12 protein-coding genes and 2 pseudogenes are annotated in these 17,869 nt (G+C 59.2%); 7 read left to right on the top strand and 7 right to left on the bottom strand.

The window, feature by feature from the left end:
- Window positions 1-33: 33 nt before the first annotated feature.
- Window positions 34-828, bottom strand: a complete 795-nt coding sequence (locus ACIPUB_RS00640) for a hypothetical protein (protein WP_407605661.1) — start codon at window positions 826-828, stop codon at window positions 34-36.
- Window positions 828-2,054 (bottom strand): toxic anion resistance protein, encoded by a 1,227-nt coding sequence (locus ACIPUB_RS00635; RefSeq protein WP_407605660.1) that lies wholly within the window; start codon window positions 2,052-2,054, stop codon window positions 828-830. The genes ACIPUB_RS00640 and ACIPUB_RS00635 overlap by 1 nt, the downstream gene beginning before the upstream one ends.
- Window positions 2,055-2,353: 299 nt before the next feature.
- Between ACIPUB_RS00635 and ACIPUB_RS00630 the strand changes: the two genes are divergently transcribed.
- Entirely contained in the window at window positions 2,354-2,665 is a 312-nt protein-coding gene (locus ACIPUB_RS00630; protein WP_407605735.1) for a transposase family protein, read from the top strand.
- 49 nt (window positions 2,666-2,714) lie between these two features.
- Here ACIPUB_RS00630 and ACIPUB_RS00625 read toward each other — a convergent pair whose 3' ends face one another.
- Window positions 2,715-3,557, bottom strand: a complete 843-nt coding sequence (locus ACIPUB_RS00625) for a hypothetical protein (RefSeq protein ID WP_407605659.1) — start codon at window positions 3,555-3,557, stop codon at window positions 2,715-2,717.
- Between the two features lie 183 nt (window positions 3,558-3,740).
- On the opposite strand from ACIPUB_RS00625, the gene ACIPUB_RS00620 reads away from it, so the two are divergent.
- Window positions 3,741-4,220 carry a hypothetical protein gene (locus ACIPUB_RS00620; RefSeq protein WP_407605658.1) on the top strand — a complete coding sequence of 160 codons (480 nt, stop codon included), beginning with the start codon at window positions 3,741-3,743 and terminating at the stop codon, window positions 4,218-4,220.
- Between the two features lie 296 nt (window positions 4,221-4,516).
- On the top strand, window positions 4,517-5,101 hold the full coding sequence (locus ACIPUB_RS00615) for a hypothetical protein (RefSeq protein ID WP_407605657.1): 585 nt from the start codon (window positions 4,517-4,519) through the stop codon (window positions 5,099-5,101).
- 109 nt (window positions 5,102-5,210) lie between these two features.
- On the opposite strand, the pseudogene ACIPUB_RS00610 reads toward ACIPUB_RS00615, so the two are convergent.
- Window positions 5,211-5,972, bottom strand: a pseudogene (locus ACIPUB_RS00610) (APC family permease); the annotation flags it as partial.
- Between the two features lie 96 nt (window positions 5,973-6,068).
- Here ACIPUB_RS00610 and ACIPUB_RS00605 point away from each other — a divergent pair.
- Entirely contained in the window at window positions 6,069-7,871 is a 1,803-nt protein-coding gene (locus tag ACIPUB_RS00605; protein WP_407605656.1) for a hypothetical protein, read from the top strand.
- Between the two features lie 345 nt (window positions 7,872-8,216).
- Here the strand turns inward: ACIPUB_RS00605 and ACIPUB_RS00600 are convergent, their stop codons facing one another.
- On the bottom strand, window positions 8,217-10,133 hold the full coding sequence (locus tag ACIPUB_RS00600) for a DUF262 domain-containing protein (protein ID WP_407605655.1): 1,917 nt from the start codon (window positions 10,131-10,133) through the stop codon (window positions 8,217-8,219).
- 749 nt (window positions 10,134-10,882) lie between these two features.
- Window positions 10,883-11,620 (bottom strand): hypothetical protein, encoded by a 738-nt coding sequence (locus tag ACIPUB_RS00595; RefSeq protein ID WP_407605654.1) that lies wholly within the window; start codon window positions 11,618-11,620, stop codon window positions 10,883-10,885.
- 101 nt (window positions 11,621-11,721) lie between these two features.
- Here ACIPUB_RS00595 and ACIPUB_RS00590 point away from each other — a divergent pair, with 101 nt between their 5' ends.
- On the top strand, window positions 11,722-12,558 hold the full coding sequence (locus ACIPUB_RS00590; RefSeq protein WP_407605653.1) for a hypothetical protein: 837 nt from the start codon (window positions 11,722-11,724) through the stop codon (window positions 12,556-12,558).
- 62 nt (window positions 12,559-12,620) lie between these two features.
- Here ACIPUB_RS00590 and ACIPUB_RS00585 read toward each other — a convergent pair.
- Window positions 12,621-13,193 (bottom strand): annotated as a pseudogene (locus ACIPUB_RS00585) (recombinase family protein).
- Window positions 13,194-13,811: 618 nt separating this feature from the next.
- Here ACIPUB_RS00585 and ACIPUB_RS00580 point away from each other — a divergent pair.
- Together ACIPUB_RS00580 and ACIPUB_RS00575 are read left to right on the top strand one after the other, a co-directional pair.
- Window positions 13,812-16,040: a polyribonucleotide nucleotidyltransferase gene (locus tag ACIPUB_RS00580; RefSeq protein WP_407605652.1), complete on the top strand. Its 2,229-nt coding sequence runs from the start codon at window positions 13,812-13,814 to the stop codon at window positions 16,038-16,040.
- Window positions 16,041-16,281: 241 nt separating this feature from the next.
- Window positions 16,282-17,685: a M16 family metallopeptidase gene (locus tag ACIPUB_RS00575; protein WP_407605651.1), complete on the top strand. Its 1,404-nt coding sequence runs from the start codon at window positions 16,282-16,284 to the stop codon at window positions 17,683-17,685.
- The last annotated feature ends 184 nt before the right edge of the window (window positions 17,686-17,869 follow it).

Below are 17,869 nucleotides of genomic sequence, written 5' to 3'. Positions count from 1 at the left end.
AGCTACGACCCGAGCATCTTCGGACCTGATCTCCTACTTGATCCCGAAGTCGAAGCCACCTGGTTGGTGGTGCCCGAACCGCTCCCTGAGGAAGTTGCCCGTACTGGTCAAATCCGCCGACGTTTGGTTGTGCCGGGTGGAGTGCAACGTCTCGGCCTGTCCCAGAAGGAGGCGAAGTTGCTCAACCAATTCCTCATTGGGTGTTCGCCCGTTTGGTTGCCGGTTGTCCACCATGCTCGGCGGTACGGCCAGGAATCCCTGAAGAACATTTGGTAGGTACTCCCGCACCATGGCTTCGAGTTCATACTCAAAGCGCGCATCGCCAGAGGGCTGCCGGGTTTCCGCGTCGATAACCGAGTCCAGCATCTGGCAGGTTTCCAGGATGGTTACATAGGTGTCAGCAGGGAGTCGGTGCTGGTTCTGCTTGGCCTGCGAGCTCACCCATGTCAGAGCGGTCGACAATTCGTCCGACGACCCGGGGAGCGAAGCTGCAGCCTGGGACGGCGGGACGGGAGGGCGCATAGGTGCGTGCTCCTGGACCGTGTTGCCAAGTCGCGGTTTCCGTACCCTTTTGGGGAGCCAGAGATCGCGAAGCATGTAGGACCGCACGGCCGAAACGCCCATTGCCGCTATCCCGGGAACAGCAGCAATGTCGCCAGGAAGGGAAACGGCAACAATGAAGATGGCGGCATAGATCCCGCCCTCAAGAAGCACCTTCTTGTTCTTGGCACCCATCCCGATGACGAGCACGAGAAAGGCGATGAGAGGAAAAAATAGAACGGCAAGCGCTACCTTGAAGACGTTCCCTGCAGTGAGGCGCGAGATCACTACGCCCTCCGTGTGTGCGTAGTGGCTGCGTCAGAGGCGTGACTGCGCTCGAGCTGACCTCGCGCTCGGCTAACTTGACCCTCAAGAACCTGCACTGTCTGTTTCATCGATTGTGCTGCTTCGGCCTTGAACCTGTCGATTTCGTCCATGGCCTGGAATACATTGTCGAATGCCTGTTGCAACTTGGCGGGGTCGATCGTGGCTTGGGCAGCATTCTGGTGGATGGCCGTGCCTTGGGAGCGGAGGAGCTCGGAGGTCGAGACAATCAAGTCCGACGTGGTCGAATTGAGGGCATCGATTTGCGCCAGAACGATCTTTTGCTGGGCCAAGGCTTGCGCAACTATCACCGCGACCCGCAGCGCCGCGAGAGTGGTGTCCAGCGCGCGATCCACGCCCTTGATCAGCTCCGAGTTGTTCTTCTTGACCACGTCAAGAGCCAAGTACCCTTGGATGGACACCGCCATCTGGGTCAACAGGTCTTGGTGGCGTTGACGGACGTAAAAGAGGGCATCTGCTTCCAGCGTTGTGGCGTCATCCGTTTTGCCCATGTTGCGCAGCTCTTCAATCCGCCGTTCCAAACCGTCACCCAGGTGGCTCGCGAGCACGGCGTAGTTTGCCAACTGCCCCATCGCCGCCCAAAGGGCATCGCGTTCGGTCTGGATGGCGGCATTGTCCTGCCGGAGGTCGTCCTGCCCACCCTTGAGTGCCTTGGTAATGGCATCAAGTTGCTGTTGCGCCGACTCGTACTTCATGAAGTATCGCTGGATGGCGCTGCCGCCGGGCAGGAACCTGAAAATCCGCTTCGTGCCCGTCAAGTCGTGGCGCTTGGGATCCAGGTCGGTGACGATCTGTCGCAGTTCCACCAAGGAGTTTCCGGTACGGGACGCAGGGTCCGCGCCATCCGCTGCGAGTGCGGCTGCGGGCCTCTTCAACATGCGGTTGGACGCGCCGCTTGCCTGCTGCATCGTCCCCTCACCCAGCCGGGTCAATTGAGCCAGCTTGGTCTGAAACTCCGGGCTCTGGAGAGGTGTGGCCAGCAGGTCATCAAGAAAGCTCTTGGCGTTCTCAGCGTGCTTCTGCTGCGCCTCGGCATCCACCAGGATCATGCCGCCGACCTTCTCCGGAACATGAACCACCACCTCAACTATGGGCTTCGGCGGATCCAACTCCAGTGGGTTTCCTGCCTGCGGGGACGAGGTCGAGCCGAGGTCGAGCGGGTTCAACACTATGTACTCCTTGGGGTGGTTCTGAGGCAAGTTGCAGTCTACAAGGGTTTACTTGTAGATAAATTTAAATGTCCTGAATTGACCGCGGCACTGGAATCCAAAACTACCTCATCCGCTGGGCCGGGGTGGTGGTGGATGGAAACGACATACCAACACGGAAATTCAGGGCGGGAATCACGAAAAACTATTCAGGCAAGAAACGCCGCCACGGACTACTGGGCCAGGTCGCTTCCAACGACCAGGGACACCTGCTGAGCGTTTCGATCCCGGTCCCGTGACGCCGCCACGACAGCTGGGCGCTGAGAGAAGTCGGCTGGGAAGAGATCCTCAAGGAGCACACATGGCTGGCGGATCCCGCCTACATCGGCACCAACGCGATCATCCCGTTGAAGAAGCCTGCCGGCGGGGAACCCAACGACCACGACAAGGCGTATTGCAAGCAGATCAGCCTGATTCGCTCCGCCGTGGAACGGGCCATGGCGCACCTGAAAACTGGAAGATCCTTGCCACCGGATACCGCGCCAGACTTACCGAATTGCCGAAGGTCATTCGCACCGTCACACGGCTGGAATACTATCGGCTCGGCTGGTGATCAATACGGTTCTGAATAATGCGCACAAAGCCGTCTTCCTACCGGAAAGACGGGTCTTGAGTTGTGGGTTACTTCAGGGGCTGATCAAAAGTGATTGTGGTGTATTCGGTTTCGGCTTGGATGTCTAGATTCCGGAATTTGAAGCTGGTGGCGTCGGCATCTTCCGGAAGCAGGTAAACATAGCTCATGTCAGCTTTGAATCCAGGCTGCAATCCGTCGTTGCATCCGGGATTGTTCTCCAGGTAATCAAGGCCATCAATACTGTCGAACTCGCGCTTCTGGGAGTCGAGGGTCTTGGCTTCGATCACCCAACCGCAAGTCAAATCCATGGAGACATTACTGGTGTTCTCAACCAAGGTGTCAACCCGCAAAAACTTGCCGCCCTTTTCGGGCCTCTCGTGGGTAATCTTGCCTAACTCGGTGCCGGTTTCGTAACCCGTACGGTTCATCGGGATGGTCTCGGCGATTTCGACTTTGGTAACGGTCAATGTAACCCCACCGTTGACGAGCTTTTGGCCGACTTTTCCGTCGCTGCTGCTCCCCGCGTCGGCTACGTCCCCGGTGGCTTGCGCTACGTCGGCGGAAGCTTGAGTTGACTCGCTTGCCGGGGTCTCTTCCGCCCCCGAAACAGTCTCCGTGGCCGTGACCGTAACAGGCGCCGGTGACTCACCAGATTCGCACGACGTCAGTGCAAAAAGTGTCGCAAAATCCAAGATGGTGCAAGCCACCACGGCGACTCCGCCCACGGGGGCTTGCACTGCTTCGGCGGAAGCCTGAGTCGACTCGCTTGCTGGGGTCTCTGAGACCCCCGAAACCGTGACAGGCGCCGATACCTCACCGGATGCGCACGACGTCAGTGCCAAGAGTGCCGCAAGACTCAAAATAGTGCTTGCCAATACGTTGTTTTTCAAAAATTCCCCCTGATTGTGTGCGAGATTCCGGTGCAGATTCGCCAAGACTTAACGTGGGTACGCAAAACCCGATTTACTCCCGAATGATTATTCAATCGTACTATCGGATACCGACAAGATAATATTCAGGAACTCAAAACTTCAGGGCACCGTGGCGAGCAGTTCATGTAGGGCTAATCATTTGTGAGCGATGTTTGCCTTGATCCCAGGGATACCGTCCTGCTTGCAGCCCTGGTGCGGGCCTTGGTGGGGACCGCCGTCCGGGAGTGGGCGGCCGGAGCGGAACCTGACAGGGTTCCGGCGATCGTCCTGCGCCAGGGGGTCTGGATGGCCAGCCGGTGGGGCATCCGCGGCGAACTGCTCCACCCCGTAACCCACAGGCCGGACACCGCGCGAAACGTCATTTCGGCACTCCATGTCCACGTGCGGGATGCACTGAACGAGTCAGGGGACGCGGACTACGTCGAGGAAGCCCTCGAAAGGATCCTCAGCATCGGAACAGGGGCCAGTTGGCAACGGCAAGCCTACGAACGAAACAGGCGACTGGCAGACGTCGTCACCCAGGCCATCGCACTGACCCACCCGGAACCCGCCGATGACAACCCCTCGGGGAACGGTTCACCGCGTTGGACATGGAAGCCGTTGGCCGAGGCCGTGGCTTAGCCGCCAAACGAAGGTGGCGGTCGTGTAAGTCGCTGGCGACGCCCGGTGCCACGAATTGGCGACCTGCTGCCGATCTTGGATCAGCTCCGAGCCGGAATTCCGCCGTCCCGGGAACGCATTAGTGTGTATGCCATATTGGCGAGAAATACGCATCGCTGACACCTGCCGACGTCAGAGCTCTGCGCCAGTAACCTCCGCGGCATTCCGAGGATGGCCGGGATAAGATCGCTTCGGTCTGGAGCAAACATTGACTCCAACGGCAAGGGGCGGGGAATTTGATGGAACTACTGGGCCGCTTGAGCCTCGAACAATTACACAGCTATTCGTGGGGCATCGCCGCCGGAGTTTTGCTTGTGCTAGGCGTCTTTCGCTGGCGTAGCCTTCACTGGACCGTGGTCGGTTCCGTCACGCTTTTTGCGGCACTCAATGCTGGTTCCGGGATCTACGTCCTGAGCACTGTTGGTGATTCGCGTTGGTCTGCCGGGGAAGAATCATCGCTGAGCGCTCCGTCGTTAGCTGGGACTCCGGTTGTGGGGGAGTATCTGGTCCCGCTGGATTCCGCCCTGCATGCAGTGGTTGGCGGGGTGAACGAGTTCATGGCGTTCAAGCAGGCGCTTCCCATAGCACTTGAATTCCTAGCCATGTCCGGCATAGCCCTACTGGTGTCGTTTCCGTTGGCAATTATCGCCGTCATCATCAGTTTCATCGTAGCTAGGCGTCGTAAGGCGAACTTTGAAAAGTACCGTGCCACCGTTGATCAGCTCAAAGTTGAACTTGAACAAGTCAAGTTTCAGATCGCCGCCGGCAATTTCGCTGTCCCTGCATTCCAATCAGTGGACGACGCCACCGAAGTGCTGCCCAGACTGACGCGCGGAGAGTGATTCAGGTGGGTGCTGGGGGTGGCGTCAGTCGCCTCGCATACCCTCTACCGAGCGATGCCAAGCGATCACAGAACGCTGCTGAAAACCTATGATTGCGCATGGATACGGACTAGGTTTCGCCGCGTGGCAGCACCACGCGTTCGTCGTGCCGGGGGCTGTCCGGGTTCATGAGCGAGTGCTTGCGTCCGTAGGTGAAGTAGATGGTCAGGCCGATCACCAGCCAGACGACGAACCTGAGCGAGGTTTCCCAGTGCAGCTGCAGCATCAGGAACCCGGAGGCCAGCATGCCGAATGCGGGGACCACGGGCATGAAGGGGAGCCGGAAGGTGCGCGGGGCCTCGGGCCGCTTGTAGCGGAAGATGATCACCGACAGGCAGACCACCACGAATGCGGCCAGGATGCCGATGTTGGTCACGTCCGCGACCGCCTTGATCGAGAAGACGCCCGCCAGCAGGGCGGAGGCGATGCCCGCGATCCAGTTGACGCGCTGCGGGGTTCCGTGGCGGTCGGTCTTGGAGAACCACCCAGGGAGCAGCCCGTCGCGGCTCATGGAGAACCAGACCCGGGTCACTCCCAGCAGGAAGATGAGCATCACGGTGAGGATGGACAGGACCGCGAACACGGAAATGATCGTGGCGATGACCGAAAGTCCCACGCCGTTGAACGCGGAGGCGAATCCGGCGGTCGGATCGATGTCCCGGTAATTCTGCATGCCGGTGAGCACCAGGGTGGCAGCGACGTAGAGGAGCATGGCGATGACCAGCGAGAAGACGATGGCCTTGGGCATGTGCTTCTTGCCGTCGGTGGACTCCTCGGCGGCGGTGCTCATGGCGTCGTAGCCGAAGACTGCGAAGAACACCGTTACGGCGCCCTCCGCAAGCGATTCTTATTTGAATATATATACTTGCCCGGAAGCCTTTTGCTTTCTGACTGGAACGCCTATGGGGCGGCGACGAATGGAGTTTTCTTGTCTAACGAAGCGACTTTGCTGTTCTTGCACGGTGTTGGTGACGGTGATCCAGAGGATACTTGGATGAACAGACTCACAAAGTCTCTGATCCCTCTTGGCTACCCTGGTCTGGAAATAGAGCGAGTGATCGCACCCAAGTACTCACACGCGCTGAAGGATTGGGACGAAAAAGAGGCACTGCCAGGTCTGACAATCAAGCCGCTTTCCCGCGAGTCGGCACAAAAGAACCGCCGCGCCTTTGAGCACCGAATGGGAGCAGTCGAGTTCAGCCTAGGACGGCAAGATCGCGGCAATGGCTTTCTAGGTGCTGAAGCTGCCGCCAACGTGGCCGTCGGGCTGCCTTTTTTCAGACAAGCGCACAACTACATGAATAATCCTCAAGTTCGTGCTCAAGTCCTAAATCGCATCCTCAAGAAGATCCCTGAATCGGGGCGGCTCGTGATCGTTGGCCACAGCCTCGGTTCGGTGATCGCCGCCGACCTCGTGCGTCGATTGCCGATAGGTGTTGATGTCGCTGGAATGGTCACCATTGGCAGCCCACTAGCGAGCGGTAGCTTTGACTTCGGCAAACTACGGGAGACGTTGAAGGAACCACCGACCAACCTAGCTTGGTGGGTGAACTTCTGGAACGAGGCCGATCCCGTAGCCGCCCGCCGAGGCGTGTCATCTGCAATTCCTTGGATGGTCGATTTTCGGGTTGAGACCAAAAAGGTGTTGAGGCAGGCACACGCAGCGGAGGAGTATCTCGCAAATGACGCCGTAGCCAAGGCCATCGGCGTTGCGATGTTCGGGTCCAGGTCGAAAGAAGTTGCGAGAATTGAGAAGGGACTCGAAATCCCCCTGGATGCCGTCGAACAATTCGCTCTTCTGGCGTTGCGTTACGCTCATCTTATCAAGATACAGCTGAAGGGTGACATTCAAGATCGCTATGCTGGCGCGCTCCGACGCGTGCAAGCTACCAATATTGAAGACATCAGGCGGCGAAATAGCCGTGAGAACCGAGCCATGCCGTCCGCTGTTGCACGCTTGGCATTCGACTTCTCTGATCCGCGATCGATTGTGCCGGAGCCGCGCCCGAGTAACCATATGGCGAAGGACTTGGCCGTAGTCCTGCTGACGGTCTTGGCTGCGGAAAACGTGATCAGGCCGTTTGAGATCGCGGTCTCGAGGGACAAACTGCAAGCTGCCATGGAAGACCTCACTGCCGAGATGGGACTAGGAAGTCGGTACGGTACCGATGTGTTCGTTGCCGCTAAGCTTGCGCAGGAGGCGCTCAGTGGCCGCGGAGTGAACTGGGTCAAATTGGGAGCCATGGGTGCAGGAACGGCGGCGCTTATCGTGGCTACCGGTGGACTAGTGCTCGCCGCGGGTGCCGGACTTGTAGGGGCCGCGGTCATCACCAGTGCACTTGCGAGTTTTGGCCCAGGTGGCATGATTGGTGGGTTGCTTACGGCGGGTGCGCTCGTCGGTGCGGGTGGTGGCGGAATTGCATTTGGCCTCGCCAGTCCTGGAACCACCGCTGAAACACTCGAGGCGGTTGTTACGCGCCAATTGTCAGCAGCGATTCTGCGAAAAGAGCAACATCTCGAGCAGGACGACACCTTGTGGCGAACTCTCGTTGAGACCGAAATTGAAGTGCGGCGTGAATATGAACGCCTCGATGAGTTCTCCGACGATTCGGCACTTGCGCTTAAGGAACTGAAACGGAAGATCGACGCCATTGAACGGGCACTGAAGTATTTGAGTGACAACGATCTTGAGCCTGGAGTCTCCGCCGGAGGAGAAGAGTACGAGGCATGAAACGGTGGTCGGAATGGCTTTACCACTACCGGCCCGACGTCGAACTGAATATTCGTCCCAGTGAAGCAGTAGTAATTGTGCATAGGGCCCGCACACGGTACGCAGGAACTCCGGGCTTAGAGGACGGAACTACAAGGGCTATCGGAGGGCTAGACGTCTTGTAGCGGAAAATGCTGCCGCGAGGATGCACCGGACCGGCAACCCGAAGATGAAAGATGCCGACGCCACTGGCTGTAAATGCTGGATTGACGTTCGCCGCGAGGCACGCCAGCCCGTCGATAGTTTTATTCAGCTACGTGATAGCCGAGGCAAGTCTCGATGGCCTAGTTTGCTCTCGACCTGCGGCTATAAGCTTGCGGCCTGAAGTGTCAGGTCTTCGGCGTATTTACGTACGGCTCCTACGTCGGTGAAGACGAGGTAACCGAGAGCGGCTAGTTCGTTGAGCTCATTGGCATTACCGTCGAGTTCTAAGACTGCAGGAGAGCTCATTCCTGGTTGAAGTCCGTCAGCCCAATAAGCTTCCGCGACGCAGATGAGGTCTCCTGACTCCCGGTTTCGAACTTCAATATTTGTTTCTGCCCGCGCCAGTCCTAGTTCCGCAAGCTCCTTTACGAGATCGTCGACCATATTTGCCTCGCTGGTCAATTCCGGAGGTGCCTGCGCGGTGCGTTCCAAATCGGACGTTTTCGTTCCGTGCCAGAGATCATCCAACACGTCGTTCATGGCGTCAGCGAGGAGTTGGCGGCGGGCAGCAAGGAATTCGCGGTACCTACCGATGGACCAAAGGTCTTCGTCCATCGGAATCCATTGACTTGCGATAGCTCCGGGATAATCGCGTTCTAAAGTCCGGAAATATTCTGCGGGGTCGCGGTCAGTGATGTCTAGGTTTGCGTCTTGGGTCAGGAAACAATAATTGGCTATCGAATTCACTTCCTCTTTGGAATAACCGGCTTCATACAGGCGGGCTTTGGGGAAGATATGATGGACCTGAAGGGATGAGTTCCGGCCGAGCATGTGTGCCGAGAGAGGAATCCCTGTTGTGAAGTCCTTGGCACCATGAATGCGGGTCAGCATGTAAAGCATGGGATAAAAGCGGGCGCCGATGGTGTTTCCGCCGAAGTCAGCTTCCCTGACGATGAGGTCCCCGCGGGTCCGGAGCATTTGTTCCATCAATCCGTCGATGCCTGCCTCCTCGACGGCTTTGAGGTCAACGTTGAGGAAAGACTCGGTGGAGCCGGCGAACCGTCCCCACATGGCTGCGTGTATATACCAAGTCAAGATTCGGTCGCGTTCGATTGCGTTCGGGAAACGTCCGCCGTTATTTGCCAAGTACTTGACGATGACCGGGACGGCAAAACGGGCAGGGAAGACGCGGTCATAGTCAAGTCCCAGGCGTGCGGCGATTACGTCGAGTACGATCGAGACCAGGCCGGCTGCTTCCTTGAGTCCTGTGCGGATTTTTTCTGCTTCCACTGACGACAGGGCTGAGAACAGTGCTTCCCCGGTGAGCAGTGCGTTCACATTGCGGAGCAGCCAATCCAAGGTGAATTTGTATCCGGCAGATTCCCACTTGGTGCGGTAAGTGTTCATTTCGGCTCGTGCTTCGGGCCAAGCGGCACAGATTTTGGCTAGAGCCAAGTCACCTTTGGAAAGTTTGGTTCCCCCTGAATTTACGCGGTTGAAGATGTCAACTACGACGTCGATTGTCTTGTCGTGACCGCTGACCTCTTCGATGTGAACCTCCCGGTTCTGGATTTCCACGAGCTTGGTCATCCTGGCCATAAACTTTACAAGTTCACCCGAACCGAGACCTGAGATATCAGGGTGCGCCTCCAGGTATTTTTCTACGCCGTCAACCATCAGGGCGGAAACATCTATCCAGCCTGGGTTGTCTTTCATCTTCACCGGGGCGTAGAACTCGAAAATTTCGTCTTGAACGTTGAAGAAAAGATCAGTGAAGGCTTGGGCGTTTCCTTCAAAAAATTTCGGTGGCACACCACGGATAACGCCGTACAATGTGGTGGCGCGTTGCTGACCGTCCAGGAGTAGCTTGACGCTGCCGTCACGTTCAATTTTTTCACCGCGGGCGGAGGCTGTCAGCACCGAGGTGTTCCAAGTCATGAAACCGCCAATGGGGTACCCCTTGTACAGGGATGTGAAGAGTCCGCGCACCTGCTGCCTGTTCCATACATAGCCCCGCTGAAACTCGGGCAAGGCTACGTCCTGGCTGTCAATCTGGTCTAAAACGGTGGACAGCCTCATGGTGAACTCCTTAGATGGCACACTTATCCCTGACGATATTTCGATGCTACCTCGTCCAGGCATACAGAGACCGGCTAGTGCCGACGTTGAGGCACGGGGGTTCCCAAATTCGTGTCCACATGACACTTCGTCCTGGTCAATTCAAACATGGGTGGGCCCACCGGCTCAGGCATCCCCGGCCCGCAAACCGGCCGCTCACAATTTGACACGACGATTCACTGTTCGGTCAGTTCCTGTTCGGGCCGAATCCTCGCTTCATCAGTGCTTCCTTTTAGTGCGACTCGGCGGCGTTCATCTCCGAGGAGGGAGTGCTGGGCCCGAACATGCGCAGGAGGCCGAAAACGAAGTACCGGGCATGGTCTGTCTTCGTCCTTGCAGCTTTCCCGGCTGCACTGTGATGGGCAAGCTCGCGGAGGACGACGTTCCCGGCGTGGCCGTCGCGCGTGTAGACCGCCCAACGGCCGAGAATGCGCTCGGCGCCGTCGGCCTTGCCGACGTACTGTCTCCCAAGGAGCTCCTCTCCGGGCCGAGGGAACCTCGACGAAAGAGCTGTTATCGGCGATTGATCAGAGGTGTTCTGGTAGCGAGCCTTTCGTGAAGCGGCGGCTTGGTTACCGGGATGCTCCGTCAGCGATCTTTTGCGTTTGGAGTCGAGAGCCCCTTGCCGATGGTGGCGTGCAGCCGGTGTGGTTCGTGCCCGCCCTCGACGCGCTCGAGCTTGATGTCGCTGGGGGCGGTTGGGCCGGATTTCAGTAGCGAGTGCCGTGTGAGGGGAGTCCGCCCGACAAGACTGAACCACTGTTGCCCTTGCGTGGAGGTCGCCATCGGCATTGTGCGAAGAGACGTTGCAACTCAATGTAGTTTTTGCGGTTTTCCGGAGAACCGCCGTTAGCAACGTGTTTGGCACGGAATCTGGCAATATCGTTCTTGAGTAACTCTGCGCGTTCTTTCAAGATTTGTCTTGCGTGATATTCACTTGCCGTATGTTTCAGCTGGGCGCGGAGATCCATCAGCTTGCGTTTGACGTTCTCGAAGTCTGCAACCGCTTGGGCATACGGAGTCGTGGAGCCTGCATATGTAACTCTTGCAGGTCGGCTTCTCGTAACCGGCATGAATGGATTGTTTCCAACGGACGTTGGCGGCTCAACGACTGGTGTGGAAACGGTTCGAGTCGTGCCCCGACCTTGGATCTGAACCTTGGAAATGGTTTCGCCGGTTTGTGGTGCTTTGACTTTTGGTTTGGCTTTTCCAATCGCGATTTTGCCTTGTACAACGCTTTTTCGTTGTTCTTTGGCAGGCTGTGATGGCTGGTTCTGGGCCGACTTCCGTGAGTTGGAAGGCTCAGCATTGCTCCTATTCTGTTGGCCGACGACAGTTGTTTCAGGAGTGGAGACGTCAGAAACGAGGAAGGTTTGGCTGCCCTGTAGCCTGACCCAGGCAATGATGTCTCGTTTGATCTCTGCCGACGCGCCTCCAACGGACAGCAACGTTTCTCGAGCTCGGTCGATTGCTCCGTGGGCCGTTGCGGCCTTTGTTGCGCGGTCTCGTTGGCTTGCTTCATAGAACGCCTTAATGGCTTTCGAAGCTATTGCATGCGCAGAATTCGGGCGGGACGGGTGAGCACGTGATTCCGCTGTGGCTCTGGAAGGACGTTATGGGTGATGGACCCTATGGGCGTGAAAAGAACGGAGTGCCAGCGAAAAACAAAGCCGGAAAGAAAGCCCTACGTCCCTTACCCACCCCTGAACATATCAAATTGGACTGTTGTGGGCCGTGCAATACCAAGCTGAACGTGCGATTCGAGGTTGCCCTGAACGCGTCCGTCAAAAAAGCCTTCAGCGGCGTAGACCTGAGCGCTGGGGAGGCTGAGTCCGCTGCCCTCTGGCTGCTGAAAACATGCCTTCTTCTGGTTCATCCCAGCACGAAGACTGGCTGGGAGATCGATCAGATTGCTTGGGAAAATAATCCCGATCAATATGAACCATACTCATGGATGATTAATGAAAACGACTCCCCAAGCGACTTGAGTCTATTTATCCACCGCTTCTCGCCGTCCAGACAAGACGGCGCCTTTACGTCAATGGCACTGCCGCACTTGATAGGGACTAAGAACGAAGTTCGCTGCCAAGGTGCCCTGATTGGTCTGAAAGAATGGGGGTTTACTCTCGTGCACCATCCTGGCTGGAGCTTTCAACACCCATTCGACACTGACCCAACTATTGTCCGTATTTGGCCCCCCCAGGGAACTCTGAATTTCACTAAGATCCAAGCGAGACCTAATTGGCCGCTGTCATTTCATGAGGGTTCCGTCTTTCTCAATGTTGAGCAAATGGCGGATGCGATTCTTCCGCCGCTCACCGTCGAGACGCGATTCGATGAGATTCCGGGCTATGTCGGAATGGCAGGTATGCCCCCAGTCGTCTGACCAAGCTGATTCGTCCATAAGTGGACCGCTGGTTGTACTCTCCACTAGCTTGTGGCCCGTTCTCAATGATTTCGCTGGACGATCCGGTACACCGTGCTGCGGGCGACGCCGAAGAGTTCGGCGATTTCGGCACTGGTGTGCTTGCCGCCGTGGTGCAGGGCCACGAGGTGTTTTTCCTGGGCGGGGGAGAGCTTGGGTTGCTTGCCGCGGAGCCTGCCCTTGGCCTTGGCGATCTGCATGCCTTCGCGGGTGCGGGCGCGGATGAGGTCGGATTCGAATTAGGCGACCATGGCCAGGACGTTGAACAGGAGCCGGCCGACGGGGTCGGTGGGGTCGTGGACGTTCCCGCCGAGGCTGAGCTTGATGTTCCTTTTGGTGAGGTCCTCGACGATGTCGCGGGCGTCGGGCAGGGAGCGGGCGAGGCGGTCGAGCTTGGTGACCACCAGGGTGTCCCCGGCCCGGCACGCGGCCAAAGCCTGGTTGAGCCCGGGGCGTTCGCGGTTCCGTCCGGTGAGCCCGTGGTCGACGTACACCAAATCATCCGGCACGCCGAGGGCCTTCAGGCCGGCCTGCTGGGAGGCGAGGTCTTGTTGGTTGGTGGAGACGCGGGCGTACCCGACCAAGTGCGGTGACATGGCATACGTGTAGCGTTTGTGCCACCTTCACCGGGCTTTATTGCGGGCGGGGCATGCGCGAATCTGAATTCCTTGAATTTTCAACCTTTTTTGAGTGCCGGATTTTCGATGCTCGGGTGTCGCGGTGGGGGATCCGTCACTGCAAAACACACTTCAACATCGACGCGATCATCGTGACCAGTTTCGGTCATTGCGTGGCTAGCGGGCGCACAAGAAGGGGCACAATTGACGACCTCCAATCGTGCCGTTTGCAGGAAATCCACGACGATCCGCTTTGTGGTTCGCTCGACGGCGAACGGCGCGAGAGCGTCGCCGGTGCTGCATGGGCACACACACCGAGATCCCGGCCAGCAACGAGATTGCGCCCCCACTGCGCCGAATCCGTTAACCCGGTAGGCTGGTGTATGTATGGTTTGCAATTTCGCATGACCAGCACAGAAACAAGACGAAATATCCGCGCACTTCGCGCACTTGACACACCGGAAGACATTCGCGGTCCTCGGTAGTGGCTTTCGCTCTTTCTCAAGGAAGAGCGCGAGTCTCGATCGAAGACCAGATTGCACCGATGTGTGGCCTGTTCGCAGTGTGCTGCGGATATTGATCGAAAGGACACGCCCCATGGAGGGTCCCGAAATTCAATTCGCAGAGGCCGTGATCGACAACGGTCGGTACGGCAAGCGCGTTATCCGCTTCGAAACCGGCCGTCTGGCCCAGCAGGCCGCAGGCGCGGCCATGGTCTACATCGACGAAGAGACCGCACTGCTCTCGGCAACCACTGCCGGCAAGCACCCGCGCGAGGGCTTCGACTTCTTCCCGCTGACCGTGGACGTCGAGGAGCGCATGTACGCTGCCGGCCGTATCCCGGGCAGCTTCTTCCGCCGCGAAGGTCGTCCGTCGACCGAAGCCATCCTGGCTTGCCGCCTGATGGACCGCCCGCTGCGCCCGGCCTTCGTCAAGGGCCTGCGCAACGAGGTCCAGATCGTGGTCACCGTTCTGGCGATCAACCCGGACGAGCTCTACGACGTGGTGGCCATCAACGCATCCTCGATGTCGACCCAGCTCTCGGGCCTTCCGTTCTCCGGCCCGATCGGTGGCGTCCGCGTTGCACTGGTTGACGACGGAAACGGTGCCCAGTGGGTAGCCTTCCCGAAGCACAGCCAGCTGGAAAACGCCGTGTTCAACATGGTTGTTGCCGGCCGCATCGCCGGCGACGACGTCGCCATCATGATGGTCGAGGCCGAGGCCACCGACAACTCCTGGAACCTCATCAAGGAACAGGGCGCCACCGCCCCGACCGAAGAGGTTGTTGCCCAGGGCCTTGAGGCTGCAAAGCCGTTCATCAAGGCACTGTGCGAGGCACAGGCAGACCTGGCAGCACGCGCCGCCAAGCCGACCGTCGAGTTCCCGGTCTTCCGCGACTTCGAAGACGACGTCTTCGCAGCCGTCGAGGCCAAGGCCTCCGCCAAGCTGACCGAGATCTACCAGATCGCCGGCAAGCAGGAGCGCGACAACGCTTCCTCCGCCTTCAAGGACGAGGTCGTTGCCGAGCTCGCCGCCGAGGGCACCGAGTTCGCTGCCCGCGCCGGCGAGGTCTCCAAGGCCTTCGGTGCGGTCACCAAGCAGGTCGTGCGCCAGCGCATCCTGACCGACCAGGTCCGCATGGACGGCCGCGGCCTGTCCGACATCCGCAAGCTCACCGCCGAGGTCGAGGTTCTTCCCCGCGTCCACGGTTCGGCGATCTTCGAGCGTGGCGAAACCCAGATCATGGGCGTCACCACCTTGAACATGCTCAAGATGGAACAGCAGATCGACTCGTTGAGCCCGGTAACGCGCAAGCGCTACATGCACAACTACAACTTCCCGCCGTACTCCACCGGTGAGACCGGCCGCGTGGGTTCGCCCAAGCGCCGCGAAATCGGCCACGGTGCCCTGGCAGAGCGCGCCATCATGCCGGTGCTGCCGTCCCGCGAGGAATTCCCGTACGCCATCCGCCAGGTCTCCGAGGCATTGAGCTCCAACGGCTCGACCTCGATGGGCTCGGTCTGTGCATCGACCCTGTCGCTGCTGAACGCCGGTGTGCCGTTGCGCGCAGCCGTCGCCGGCATCGCCATGGGCCTGGTGTCCGATGAAGTTGACGGCCAGACCCGCTACGCGGCCCTGACCGACATCCTCGGCGCCGAAGACGCCATGGGCGACATGGACTTCAAGGTTGCAGGTACCTCCGAGTTCATCACCGCCATCCAGCTTGACACCAAGCTCGACGGCATCCCGGCATCGGTCCTGGCAGCTGCGCTGACCCAGGCCCGCGAAGCCCGTCTGCACATCCTCAATGTCCTGAACCAGGCCATTGACACCCCGGACGAGCTCTCCACCTACGCTCCGCGGATCATCTCCGTGAAGATCCCCGTAGACAAGATCGGCGAGGTCATCGGCCCGAAGGGCAAGATGATCAACCAGATCCAGGAGGATACCGGAGCGGATATCTCCATCGAGGACGACGGAACCGTCCTCATCGGCGCCACCAACGGGGAAGCTGCCGACGCAGCACGCTCCGCGATCAACGCCATTGCCAACCCGATGGTTCCCGAGGTTGGCGAACGCTACATGGGCACCATCGTGAAGCTGACCACCTTCGGTGCGTTCGTTTCTCTGACCCCGGGCAAGGATGGGCTGCTGCACATCTCCGAGCTGCGCAAGCTCGCCGGTGGCAAGCGCGTGGACGACGTCGAAGACGTCGTCTCCGTGGGCCAGAAGCTGCAGGTTGAGATCACCAAGGTCGACGATCGTGGAAAGCTCTCGCTTGCCCCGGTTGTTGCCGAGGAAGAGCTCGTCGAAGCTGCTGAGTAATCCTAGTTTTCTAGGCTAGAAAATCCCGGTCCACCATTTGGTGGGCCGGGATTTTTCTGTCTCCGCACGGCTCCGACCCGTCGGTCTCATGGCGCAGGGGAGCGAGCGGTGAGAGACCGCTCATGAACTGGCAATGAATGGTATGCCCTGTGGAAGAATGGAGTAATGCCTTTCGCGTGTCACTGCGCGCGAATAACCCAATGCTCCGCGGTCAGACAGGCGGACAGTAAGGATGTTTTCTGTGGTCATGATTCCCCTGCCGCTCAACGGCTTTGGAATGTCTCCCGCCCCGGCGGGGGAGCGTGGCGCCACCGGCGCCACGGCCCCGATCGAGGCGGGGGACCCCACCATCGTCCACGGCGAGGCCGGTGGGGCGCTGGTACGCCGCTCGGTCCTGCCCGGTGGCGTTCGCGTGCTGACCGAGGCCATGCCCGGGCAGCGTTCGGCCACCATTGGTTTCTGGGTGGCCGTCGGTTCCCGCGATGAGCAGGACGGTCAACACGGTTCCACGCACTTCCTGGAACACCTGCTGTTCAAGGGCACCAAGCGCCGCACGGCGCTTGAAATTGCCTCCGCCTTTGACGAGGTCGGCGGCGAGTCCAACGCCGCCACCGCGAAGGAAAGCACCTGCTACTTCGCCCGCGTGCTGGACTCCGACCTGCCCATGGCCATCGACGTCATTGCCGACATGGTCACCTCCGCGGTGATCGATCCCAATGAACTCGAACAGGAACGCGACGTCATCCTCGAGGAAATCGCGATGGACGCTGACGATCCCGGGGACGTGGCGCACGAGCGCTTCGTCGAGGCCGTCATGGGCCACCACTCCCTGGGCCGTCCCATCGGCGGCACCCCGGAGGCCATCACCGGCATCGGCCGCGACGCCGTCTGGCAGCACTACCAGCGCTTCTACACACCCAACGAACTGGTCATCACCGCCGCGGGCTCGCTGGACCATGACGAGGTCTGCGACCTGGTGCTCAAGGCCCTGCGCACCGCGGGCTGGGAACTCGAGGAGGGCGCCTCGCCGGTGCCCCGCCGTGACACAACGCCGGTGGAAATCACCGGTTCACAGCGCATCGACGTGATCCGCAGGCCGGTCGAACAGGTCAACATCATCATGGGTTGCCCCGGCATCGTGGCCACCGACGAGCGCCGTCACGTGATGAGCGTGCTGAACGCGATCCTCGGTGGAGGCATGTCCTCGCGCCTCTTCCAGGAGATCCGCGAGAAGCGCGGGCTGGTGTACTCCACGTACTCGTTCTCCGCCGCGTACTCCGATGCCGGCTACTTCGGCATGTACGCCGGGTGCGCACCGGCCAAGACCGAACGCGTGATCAAGTTGCTGGGCGAAGAACTGGAAAAGCTGGCTGCCGAGGGCATCACCGACGAGGAGCTGCGCAAGGCCGTTGGCCAGCTCTCCGGCGGCATGGTGCTGGCACTGGAGGATCCGGGATCGCGCATGTCGCGCCTGGGCCGCGCCGAGCTTGTCACCGGCGTCTTCCACGACATCGACGAGTCGCTCGAACGTGTGAAGGCAGTCACCCCTGCACAGGTGCAGGAACTGGCGGCGCTGCTGGCATCCCGTCCGCGCACCATCACCGTGGTGGGACCGTTTGATAAGCCTTCGGACTTCGGAATGTAGGCCTTCCGGCCTTTGGTCAAAAGGACCGTTTTTGCTTCTTTGGAAGAAAAAACGGTCCTTTTCTCAATTTCCAGAAACTTTCGGTGTTTTTCCAAAATTTCTAGAATGAAAGATTCTGACCATGGCTTCGTAGTCTGATTCAGGAAGTGGCACTCTGGGCGTCATGGATGCTGTTGTCGCCGAT

This window comes from Paeniglutamicibacter sp. ORCA_105 (genome assembly GCF_045798545.1).
GTDB classification, from domain to species: Bacteria; Actinomycetota; Actinomycetes; order Actinomycetales; family Micrococcaceae; genus Paeniglutamicibacter; species Paeniglutamicibacter sulfureus.
Note: the sequence above shows the minus strand (reverse complement) of the source record. Positions and strands in the feature narration are given on the sequence as shown.

What these genes read in the sequence shown, in the direction of transcription:
- ACIPUB_RS00600 (WP_407605655.1), bottom strand. Translation starts at nt 10,133, where the DNA reads ATGAGGCTGTCCACCGTTTTAGACCAGATTGACAGCCAGGACGTAGCC.
- ACIPUB_RS00580 (WP_407605652.1), top strand. Translation starts at nt 13,812, where the DNA reads ATGGAGGGTCCCGAAATTCAATTCGCAGAGGCCGTGATCGACAACGGT.